An 11684-nucleotide genomic window follows, 5' to 3' on the forward strand; every position below is an offset into this window, starting at 1 on the left:
CAAATACTTATAAACAAATTAATTAAGAGTATTAATCAGACTATAAAAACTATGTAAAACTATATATAACTTTGATTAATATTGGATCAATTAAATTTAACAGAACTAGAATAACGATGATAAATTTATTGTTTAATAACTTAGTTTTTTTACAACTTTTGCCGGAATACCTGCAACCACACTGTTAGCAGGAACATCATTAATTACTACGCTATTAGCACCAACTATAGAATTTGCCCCAACTGTTATATTGCCAATAATCTTAGCTCCTGCAAATATAGTTACTCCATCTTCTATTGAAGGGTAATTACCTTTCTGAAAATCACCCAAATTTTTACCACCTAATGTAACCTGTTGATAAATTACTACATTATTTGCTATTGTGACCCCATCACCAATCACTATTCCATTGATATGTCTAAAGTCCAAGTTACGTCCGATATTTGCATTTAAGCTAATAAAACTCCCATAATTAACCACTAGTTTATTTGTCAAAAATATGGGGATATGTTTGTAGTTCTTATCATGCATTTTTTTTGCCCATCTATATATTATGATGGCCTTTTTGGAAGGTTTTTTCCATATGTTGTATATGCATTTTAATAAGCCTACATTACCAGTGGGATCCATTTCAGCCCGAATTATTTTAACTAAGCTCACATTTTTAACCTCACTCTTTTATTTTCTAAATATTTTCTTTAAAAATGAAATAATTAGATGTTTATCGTTATTATCTAATATAAATAGTTGCAATAATTTTAAGGAACTATGTTTTATATAAGCAAATGTAAAGAGAATTGCCCCAATAGTATAACTAATCGAAGAAGATATAGCTGCTCCATTGATTCCTATTACAGGGATTAATATCAAATTCAAAATCACATTTATGACTAATACTAATAGATATACTTTTAAGGCAAATATGGGAAATCCTCTACCTGCCAAATCGGCGTTTAATAACTTAAAAAGAACCATGGCAACTATCCCAGGAAGTAACAATCTAATTATACTTGTTGCTTCACTAAAAGCAGCACCAAATAATAAATTTATAATAAAAGGTGATAGCCACCAAAATAACATTGAACATACTATTATAGGAATCCATGACATTCTTAACAATCTTGTTGATCTACTAACTGCTTCAGCATTCGTTTTACTATTAGCACTTTTTGAGAATAAAACCATTCCCATCGCAGATGGAATTTGCCATATTAATTCTGACAAAGTCACACCAACTGAATATACTCCAATATCATTAGAGGAAACAAAGTACTCCAAAAATACAATATCAATCTTATAATTAAGGTTTAATATGAACAGAGCTAGAGCATAAAGTATTCCTTTTGTATATAAATCTTTAGTTATTTTCAAATCGACTGAAGAGAATATTTTAATAACACTTTTCAGCACTATAAATGAAAATATAACAGCAAATATACCGGCTAGCAAACTGCTTAATGCCGCACCATAAACATCCAAATTGAAAACTAATAGAAGTAATATTACAGCTGAAATTTGGGTCATTAAGTTAATAATTTGTTTAACATTAATTGCTAAGATTTTTTGTAATCCCAACATTACCCCTTCATTATATTTGTTCAATAATAATATTGGTATAGCCCCCAAAGGAATAGCTAACAATAACCAATCATATTTTGGTACCATGAAGAAATAATAATAAATGACAGTGAATCCTACCGCTAATACTGAAGTTAATGTCCAAAGAGTAAATATCGATGAGTATATTTTCTTAGGTTCATATATTTTTTTTCCAATAAAGTAAGCTGTTGATTGTCTTATCCCTAAATCTGCTAAGGAAACTAACAAATTAGGTATTACAAATATAGAAGTAACTACCCCTTTTCCCTCTGGACCTAATACTCTTGCTGTTATTATAGAAACTACTAAACTACCAAATAAAACAACAAATTTAGTACCAACAGAAGATATCATTTGTACTAAAGTATTATTTCTATTCATCACTACACCTCTAACTCTACTCTTCAATATGTCTATTCTACTATTTTTATATCTGCTCCTAATAGAGAGAGTTTCTCTTGTATACTCTCATAACCTCTATTTATTTGTTCAACACTATTAATTACGGTTTCTCCCTCACTAAATAAACCAGTTAAAATACACGCTGCTCCTCCACGTAAGTCAGTAGCTCGTACCTCAGTACCCTTTAATTTATTTCCACCATTTATAATAGCTGTATTGCCGAAAGATTTTATATCTGCTCCAAACTTAATAAGTTCATTAACATATTGAAAACGATCAGTAAATCTTAAATCTGCTATAGTACTTGTACCTTTTGCGGTAAGTGCAAGAGATGCAAAGATAGGCTGCATATCTGAATTTATCCCTGGATAAGGTGCTGTAAATAAATCAAAAGTACTTTTTTCATTTTTACCTGAAACATATAATGCAGATCCCCACTCAAATACTTCCACATTAGCAATTTTTAAATATCTGATATCCTCTTTTATAAAAGATGTATTAAAATTCGGGATATATATCTCTCCACCAGTAACTCCGGCTGCAACTGCATAAGTAATTGCTTCGTCCCAGCCAGGCATTACAGATATTTCTACTCCTCCAGCCAAAGAAGATTGACCTTCTACTGTCACTACACGATTGTTGCAAGTTACTTTAGCTCCCATCGCACAGAGTAACTCACCTAGTTGAATTATTTCAGGGCGAGTATTAGCATTTAAAAGCGTAGTTTTACCTTCAGAAATCGCTGCTGCAATCATCACATTTTCTGTACCTGAAGTAGTTGGTAAATAAAATTCTATATTACTTCCTATTAAGCCAGAGGATGAAAGATAAAGCCCTTGGTCATTCTCAACCACAGTTGCCCCTAGTTTCTGCATTCCAAGAATATGTAAATCGTATTTTCTATCACCAATCTTACACCCGCCTGGTAATGGAAGTTCAATTTCCTGATTTAAAGCAGCGGTAAGACCTAATAATAGTAGAGAATATCTAATAGTACTAGCCTTCGATGGAGCTATTCTGTTATTCGGAAAGTCACCTCTTTTACATAATACAGTTGACCCATCAACTTCAATTTCAGCACCTAGTTCCTTTAAGATATCAATAAGGATTTTAACGTCTCTTAAACCAATTGGTACATTTCTTAATTTTGTAAAATCTTCACCCAAACAAGCTGCAACTATCATAGGCAATGCTGCATTTTTTGCGCCTGAAAGAGATACTTCACCAAAAAGTTTGTTTCCTCCCTTTAATACTAGCTTACTACCATTTTCATAACTATTCATTTAACTTACCTCCACTTTGCTTAGTTATTAAGATCTTGGACTTGCTTTTAAATTTGTTCATATAAGAATATACTTATGATTATTTCTATATTATGTAAGCGTATTGGCCCCTAAATTATATGACAATACCAGTAGTAATCTAGCTAATATTAATATTACACATTTTTTCTTGATTCCATTCCACTCATGGCTTATTATAATGCCGTGGTAATAACGAAAATAAGGAAAGGGATTTAGAACTAAGTAGCTTCTTAATATACCTCTATCACATTATTCGAAACTCAAAAATCTAAAGAAATAATTAGTGAATGTTTGAATAAAACTACATTTAGTATTTAAAAGATCTAAATAATTAATTATTCCTCCTAGGAGTAACCATATTTCTCAAACTTAAAACTTTTTAGAAAACCATCTATCCATATGGCCATAAACTGATAGATATTGCATAAAATTCCTCAGTTGTCCAAAAAATGAGTGTGACTCAGTGTTATAAGTAGAATATTTTATACTCTCCTTATAATCTGATTGAAATTAGTGAAGCTTTTCATAAACTAGAACCAGCAAATACTTTTCCTAGATATAATTTAATTTTTCCACAACCTAAGCTTCTTTTTAAGAGATAGTAATTTGATAACTTTTCCATAAAAAAAGTCATTTGCACTAGCTAGATTAATCAATAGTAATAAACCTATATTAAATATATTCTTTTTAATTTCAATACTCATTAGGGTAATACTTTTAGCATTATTGAAATTCTTATTATGAATTTCGAGTATAGCTAATCTTAATAATCTTTTAGCTAAATTTTGGTCCTTCTTTAAAAAGAATGCCGCGTGCTCTCCGTGCAAATCTATATGATCAACTCCTTGCTTTAAGCGCATTTGCAGACACTGTATAGCAAATTGACTATAATACGATTGCATCAATTGTTTCTCTGTGGAGCCACTTACTCCGTCTTTAAATGTATATCTCTTATATAGCACTTCTTTAACAACACCAAACTTGGTTATCAAACTCATTCTCAACCATAAATCTCTATCTTGCGCAAAGATAAAAAAATGCCTGTATTTACCTGCTTTATAATAAACTTCCTTACGAAACATTACTTCTCCATGTGTAAAACAGTTTTTGTTTATTAAACTCTTGGTAGCATTATCAATTGAATTTATATTCGGCTTATTAATATTTATAGATTCATTATAAATATTATAATTTTCTACATAACAGCCAACTACACCAATTTCATGATTTGATAATAAAATTTCTAATTGTCTCTTTATTCGTTCAGGATATGAGTAATCTCCTGAGCCATGGACTGCAATTATTTCAGCATTTGCACTATCAATAGCTTTTATAATTGATTTAGTAAACCCACAGTTTTCATGTGTTATTACCTTTAATCTTGGGTTTTTAATAGATTTTAATTCTTTTAAAGTATTATCAGTTGAACCATCATCAACAGCAATAATTTCTATATTTTGATATGTTTGATTCAATAAGCTATTAACAGAGTTAAGAATCCTACCTTCCCTATTATAGAATACTGTAACTATTGAAACTAACATTATTCTTACTCCCCCTCTCCTTATAATTTTACTAATACCTGCAAAATAATTAACTTTATTTAACAATTAAAAACCAAATGAAAATTATCCATCCCTAACATATTCATCAATATATCCCTTCCTCGTATAAAAAACTCCAACACCTATTATTAACCACTGTAGTAAAGCAAGAGCTAAATTATTTTGAGTGAATGAAACTTCAAATAACTGATAAATTAATATTCCTATGAACAAAGAGGATACAATTCTAATCTCCTTCTGATTCTTAGCAATGTAAAAGTAATTCCAAATAACTAAAAGAAAGATTAAAAATACTGTAGATCCTACTAATCCTACTTGTAATGTCATTTGTATATAGTAATTGTGCGCAGAATGCGAAACAGCAATAAAATCAGTTACTCTTGCAGATGCTCCATAACCCAACAAAGGTCTTTCTTGAATTGTATTAATCATCTCAGACCATACTATTTGTCTGCCTGAAAAGAAGTTCTTCCCTGTATACTCCCAAGATAATTGATTCAATCTGTAGCCAAGAGGATGATTTAATAATTTTGGGTATATAACTGTGATTATAAATATTAATCCTACAAAGATAAGATAGTAACAACAAAAAAACCATTTTCTTTTTGTAATAATAGGCCATAATAGGTAGGTGAAAATAGCTGATACTATAACAAGGAAAGTAACTCTTGCACTTGAAGCATAGATAAGTGATAATCCCATTATAACAGTGATAATAAATAAACCTTTCGATTTACTTACTATACTATTATTCAATATCCAAAATACTCCTAATAGAAATACTATAAATGCACCAAATGGATTTGGATTTGACAGTAATCCTTTAAATGGGATGATTAGGCCTTCCACTACCCACCATATGAAGTTTATTGTTATAAAAAAAATTATAGAATTATATATTAGCTTTTTATTAAGGTTATCGAAAGAAAGGTATGTATTACCCCAAAAAAAGAAAATAACCATAATAATTTGAAAAAAGCTTCTAATAGAATCCATACTCAACTCATTTAACACACCAATAAAATAAATTAAAATAAACAAGCTTGAAAAAATATGTATCCATTTTTCCCTTTTTAAAATGTATTTTTGCTTTGTTATATTAATATAAAAGGTAAAAAACGATACGACTAATAGAATCCCAATAGCAAGAAAGCCAATTAGAGATAAGACCCCACTAGAATTGTTTAAACCTCCCATAAGAAATAAGAGTATAAACAAAAAAGATAACAATAAAACTATATTAATATTATGTTGAATCTTATGGGTTTTTAATTGCATAATTAACACTCTTTCAATAAAATTTTTGCTCAAGAGAATTGTTTTAGCCCAAGAATAACAGAAATACCTATAATTTGAATAAATCTTAATGGATTTCCAGGTGTTTAATTATTTTATCTGCCCAATTAAAAGATAAATCCTCTCTTCTTTGAGCTTGCAGAATTTTTAGTTCATTTCTTTTTTCCTCGCTGATATAATACTTAATCCGCTTACTTAAAGAGTCTATATTTAAATCAAACATTGAAATTTCATGCATGAGCATTTCAGGAATCCCACCGGATCGTGCTCCTATTACTGGTATATAATTATAAAGTGCCTCCATTATAGTGTTAGGACATGAATCTGCGAGTGAAGGTACGACCATCAAGTCCAGTTTTTTCACAACTGTAATAGGGTTATCTAGTCTACCTGTAAATTTAATATCTGGATAAGTAGAACATTCATTTATATATGTTGTTAGTTTTTCCCCGTCGCCTATCAGAATAACTTCTATACTAATTCCTTCATCTATCAGTTCCTTGACTGCATCCACTAAAATCCTATGTCCTTTTCTTTCATTGCTGAAATCACCAATGAATCCAACTAATAGTTTATCTTCTTTTCCCTTCTTCAAGTTGCTATCCGCTTTGTTATTATTTTCAAGTGATTTATTTATTACCCATGAGGGGTTCACATTGTTAATTTGAATAATTGATTTTTTCTTTATAATACTCTTTATAAGACTATGCCTTTTTATTAGGGCATGGTAATCATACTTACATTGAATTATTATTTTTGCCGCTTTGATAAAACAAATAAATTCACATAATTTCATTATTAACAGATAAAAATTTATCAATAATTTGTTATTAGTCCTCTCACTAATTGATATCCTTTTATATTTAATCAAATCTTGACGAATAAAGAGTTGAATATTCTTAAATCCTGAAAGGCACAACCCTATAGCAGTGGGAACGTCAAAAACTATTATTAAATCATATTCCCTCTTTTTAATAGTTTTTAAATATTTGTAGTTTTTTATGAATATTTTTAATTCCGTGGGAAGCAAAATGCTCTTGCTTACATTTTCACTTTCAAGAGAATTTGCTGATACTTTTTTTTCCTTTAATACTTCTTGAGAATCAGCACTATACAAATCAACTTCGATTCCTTTATCCCTAAAGGCATAATACAATTCTAAAAATCTTTTTAAGCCACCCGTAACCCTTTTTCCAAATAGCTGACTTGTTGAGTACATTAAAACTTTACTCATTTAAATTCACCTTATTCTAAATATTAATTTAAGATTATCTGTACTTTCAGACAGAACTCTTTTCTATCAAATTCATGTATATATCTTCCATTTTTTTGACATTTTCCGACCAGTTATACTCTTCAATTACGCGTTTTCTTTGTATTTCACCAATTTTCACTCTCAATTCTGGATGTTCTATTAATTTTAAGATTTCTTCTCCCATCATCTTAAAATCTTTTCGATTCACCATAACACCAGACTTTCCACCATCAACTACTTCTTTAAAACCATCTACGTCTGTAACTACTACTGGAACTTCGCAAGCCATTGCTTCAACAATAGCAACTCCAAAACTCTCACTATCCAAAACACTAGTGCCAAGAAAAATATCCATTTCGTTTAATGCCATATGAACAGCATTGTTAGGAATTCTGCCTTTAAACTCAACAACTCCTTGTAAATCATGCTTTTCCACGAGTTCTATTAATTCAGGTTTTTGTTCACCTTCACCATAAATATGGTATTTAATATTCAAGTCTCGGCCTTTTTCTGCAAGAAGGTTATTTATAAGATAGTTAATTGCTAGTATTCCATATTGTATTCCATATTTTGGTGATAATTTTTTTATGCTCCCTATAATAATATTGTTGCTCTCTTTCTTTACTTGTTTCCTTGAAAATCTTTCTATATCTACCCCGAAAGGTGTTATATGAATATCAGAAACTGGATAATTTATTAATTTTGATGTTTGGCAAGCCATAGCAAAGCTAGTCGAAGCTATAGAATCAGCGGAATTTAAATTTTTCTTAATAATTTCCATATTGCTTCTTCTCTTATATGGGAAATCATATACATCACTTCCATAAACGGAAATTAAATAGGGAGAAAAACCCGCTAACCTTCCAAGTGTTCCATAACCGCTTGAATAATGTGCATTAATAATATCTGGCTTAACTAACTTAATAATTTTCTTTAGTTGAAAGACATTTATATAATAGCCATATGGTGCTGGTATTCTCAGTTCATGCAATATTACTTTATCACTAAATTTATCTGCGGAAGGTTTCTGATTTGACACATAACATAAATGTACTTCACTTCCATTTTCACTCAATTGATTAGCCCACCTAACACTATGAATATCATTTCCTGCTGCTAATAATACCACTTTCACTGCATCTCACCTCTCTCGATTTTTTGACATATTGGAAATCCACAATGCATTACAGCCTCCAATAACTATAACCAATCTCCTTGATGTCACTTCTATCAAAAATACTTTTAATATCAACAATAATCTTTTCTTTGTTAGGAACATCTCGAAACATGTTATCTACATGATCCAACTTCATATCTTTAAATATGTCGTGGGCAACAGCAAACACGAGACAGTCTGCATCATTTACCATATCAAGAGGAACCAAATCGACACCATACTCATTTTTAGCATCTACTGGGTCTGCATAAGGATCAACTATTATCGGATCTATTTCATATTCATTAAGACGCTTGATTATATCTTCTACCTTTGAATTACGTGTATCAGGACAATTCTCTTTGAATGTTATACCTAATATAACAACTTTTGCCTTTTTAACTATTTTATTAGTTAATATCAATTTTTTAATAACCGAGTCAGCAACAAATGATCCCATCCCATCATTAATCTTTCTTCCCGATAGAATTATTTGTGAATGATAACCGAGTTTTTCTGCTTCATATATAAAATAGTATGGATCAACACCGATACAATGACCTCCAACTAACCCAGGAGAAAACTGGAGAGCATTCCACTTCGTAGCCATAGCTTCAATCACTTCCTGTGTATCAATACCCATACGGTCGAAAACCATAGCAAGCTCATTCATAAATGCAATGTTTATATCACGTTGGCTATTTTCTACCACTTTTGCAGCTTCAGCTACCTTGATAGACCCCGCTCGATGTACACCGACTTCAACTACAAGTTCATATACTTTAGCAATTTCTTCTAAAGATTCCTTATCCAATCCTGAAACAATCTTAGTGATATTTTCCAATTTGTGCACTTTGTCACCAGGATTTATTCGTTCTGGTGAATAACCAACTTTAAAATCTACTCCACACCTAAGGCCTGACTCACACTCAAGAATAGGGATACAAATATCCTCAGTAACCCCAGGATATACCGTAGATTCGTAAACTACTATTGACCCTTTCGTAAGATTTCTCCCAATAGTTTTACTTACTTCTTCTATTGGACTTAAATCAGGAGTCTTATCCGCATTAACTGGTGTAGGGACTGCCACTACGTGGAACTTTGCTAGTTGTAGCTTAGCTGCATCTGAAGTAAAATCTACTGTGGTTTTCTTTATAGCATCATCACCTACTTCATTTGTAGGGTCTATCCCGTTCTTATAGTCTTCGATTTTATGACTATTTAGGTCAAAACCTATAACACTTAACTTCTTAGCGAATGCAACTGCTATAGGCATGCCGACATATCCAAGTCCAATCACTGCTAATTTTTCTTCTTTGTTAACTAGTCTTTCGAATAATCTCATCTAATGCTTCCTCTCTTTTATCAATACTTTCAATAATATTAATCAGTTTCTCTGTTAATCTATTAAAATCAAATTGATAGGCGGCTTGCCGTGCATTTTGCCCCATCCAGTTATTATTTCCTTCATCACTGCTTGCTGTAATTATTGCTTTAGAGATCTCTTCCGCATTTTGTTGAGAAGCACTAATTCCACAATTATATTTTTCACAAATATTATACCCACTCTTATATGTTTGCACGATACATTTTCCAGCTGCCAAATATTCATACAATTTATTCTGACTTTGGCCATATTTATCAAGTGATGTACTTGAATTGTGAAGTATATTAATATAAGACTTTTTAAGAATAGAAGGTACATACTTTTTCTCTACTCGTCCTTTAAATGTGACATTATCAATACCTTCCTCTATACAGCGTTTTTGAAGCGGCTCTTTCTCATCACCGGAACCATATATTAGGAATCTGATGTCTTTCTTACCTTGATTTTGAATTATTTTTGCAGCATCCAACAGCAATCCAAGGTTATTTACTTTCCTGATAGAACCTGCATATACAACATTTTTATAGTCTTTATTATCTAAATCTATATCTTTTATCCTATGTTCTTCGCTGTTCTTATCAAATGTTTCAATTAGTACCCCATTGCTTATATGCTTTACTTTGTTTAAGTCTATTTGGTTATCCCATTTTTGATCCATAATATATTCTCTGCCTCCCTCCCATGTCATAATGATAGAGTCGGCATTTTTATAAATCCATTTTTCACCTTGGTATAATGCTTTGGCAATTATACTATTTCTTTTTAATGCACCATAAGCCACAATACTTTCCGGCCAAAGATCTCTTACTTCACAAATACATGGCACCCCTAACCTTTTTGCTATTTTTATTCCTGCAACTAAGGTAAGAGGGTGCACACTTGAAGCTAATATCACATCCGGCTTACCATATTTTTCAGCATAAGCCTTAGATACAGAAAAAAGATTCTTATAAAATGAAACCATGTTTTTGATCCGCTCTCTTCCATTCCCTGTATAATTAGGAGTTTTTACAATAACAAAGGAGATTCCATTAGTCGCATCTGAGGTATACATGTTAGTATCAGTATCTATATTTTCGTTTGTATTATGTACTGTAGATGCACAAAAAATAGTCGGGTTATAACCTTGTTTCACTAAATTTTCTGCAAACCAATAATGTCTACCCGCTTGGTCTTTATACATGTTTGTAGCATAATGATTCCAAATCCAAATATTCTTTTTCATAACTTATACTCTCCTAACTGGAACACCAACATAAACTCCGGGTTCTGCTATGTCTTTAATCACCACCGAACCAGCACCTATTTTACATTTGTTAATAATAGTTATATTGTTACTAACTACACAGCCAATACCTAACCATGATCCTTTGCCAATCTTTACCGTACCTGCTAAATGAACACCAGGTGAAATATGCACAAAATCGTCAATACAGTTATCGTGGTCAATTGTAGAGCCGGTATTAACAATGCAACTTTTTCCTAATTTAGTACAACAGTTAACCACTGTTCCTGCCATTACAGCTGTTCCATTCCCTATTTCCACTTGATTCCCGATTACTGCATTAGGGTGAATTAATACGGGAATACTAGCACCAAGTGTTTCTAGCATCTCATGAATCTTTTGCCTCGTAGCATTATTACCAATCCCAACAAATATATCGTACTCCTTTATATACATAAAGATATCATCTAAGTTGCCAATGACTTCAAAGCC

The 11684-nt window shown here is 31.3% G+C and carries 10 protein-coding genes; all 10 read right to left on the reverse strand.

The genetic code is table 11. The features are described from left to right. Window positions 1–132: 132 nt before the first annotated feature. Entirely contained in the window at window positions 133–660 is a 528-nt protein-coding gene (locus F9U64_RS12205; protein ID WP_228275689.1) for a serine O-acetyltransferase, read from the reverse strand. 18 nt (window positions 661–678) lie between these two features. Further along, window positions 679–1980, reverse strand: coding sequence for an oligosaccharide flippase family protein (locus tag F9U64_RS12210; protein ID WP_153403776.1), 1302 nt, complete (start codon window positions 1978–1980; stop codon window positions 679–681). Between the two features lie 32 nt (window positions 1981–2012). After that, the gene (locus F9U64_RS12215) at window positions 2013–3284 is read right to left on the reverse strand and encodes a UDP-N-acetylglucosamine 1-carboxyvinyltransferase (RefSeq protein WP_153403778.1); all 1272 of its coding nucleotides are present in this window, start codon (window positions 3282–3284) and stop codon (window positions 2013–2015) included. A 584-nt stretch (window positions 3285–3868) separates the two neighbouring features. Then, window positions 3869–4849 carry a glycosyltransferase family 2 protein gene (locus F9U64_RS12220; RefSeq protein ID WP_153403780.1) on the reverse strand — a complete coding sequence of 327 codons (981 nt, stop codon included), beginning with the start codon at window positions 4847–4849 and terminating at the stop codon, window positions 3869–3871. Window positions 4850–4933: 84 nt separating this feature from the next. Then, window positions 4934–6148 (reverse strand): O-antigen ligase family protein, encoded by a 1215-nt coding sequence (locus tag F9U64_RS12225; protein WP_153403782.1) that lies wholly within the window; start codon window positions 6146–6148, stop codon window positions 4934–4936. Window positions 6149–6233: 85 nt separating this feature from the next. Further along, window positions 6234–7400 (reverse strand): glycosyltransferase family 4 protein, encoded by a 1167-nt coding sequence (locus F9U64_RS12230; protein ID WP_153403784.1) that lies wholly within the window; start codon window positions 7398–7400, stop codon window positions 6234–6236. Window positions 7401–7446: 46 nt separating this feature from the next. After that, window positions 7447–8556: a glycosyltransferase gene (locus tag F9U64_RS12235; protein ID WP_153403786.1), complete on the reverse strand. Its 1110-nt coding sequence runs from the start codon at window positions 8554–8556 to the stop codon at window positions 7447–7449. A gap of 49 nt (window positions 8557–8605) precedes the next feature. Continuing rightward, window positions 8606–9925, reverse strand: a complete 1320-nt coding sequence (locus F9U64_RS12240; protein ID WP_153403788.1) for a nucleotide sugar dehydrogenase — start codon at window positions 9923–9925, stop codon at window positions 8606–8608. Next, a complete protein-coding gene (locus tag F9U64_RS12245; protein ID WP_153403790.1) occupies window positions 9900–11192 on the reverse strand; it encodes a glycosyltransferase family 4 protein in 1293 nt (430 codons plus the stop codon). Before F9U64_RS12245 ends, F9U64_RS12240 begins: the two co-directional genes overlap by 26 nt. 3 nt (window positions 11193–11195) lie before the next feature. Beyond that, window positions 11196–11684 (reverse strand): acetyltransferase (locus F9U64_RS12250; protein WP_228275690.1); only part of this gene is annotated, 489 nt, incomplete at its 5' end.

Source organism: Gracilibacillus oryzae (assembly GCF_009498735.1).
In the GTDB taxonomy this organism is placed as follows: Bacteria; Bacillota; Bacilli; order Bacillales; family Amphibacillaceae; genus Gracilibacillus; species Gracilibacillus oryzae.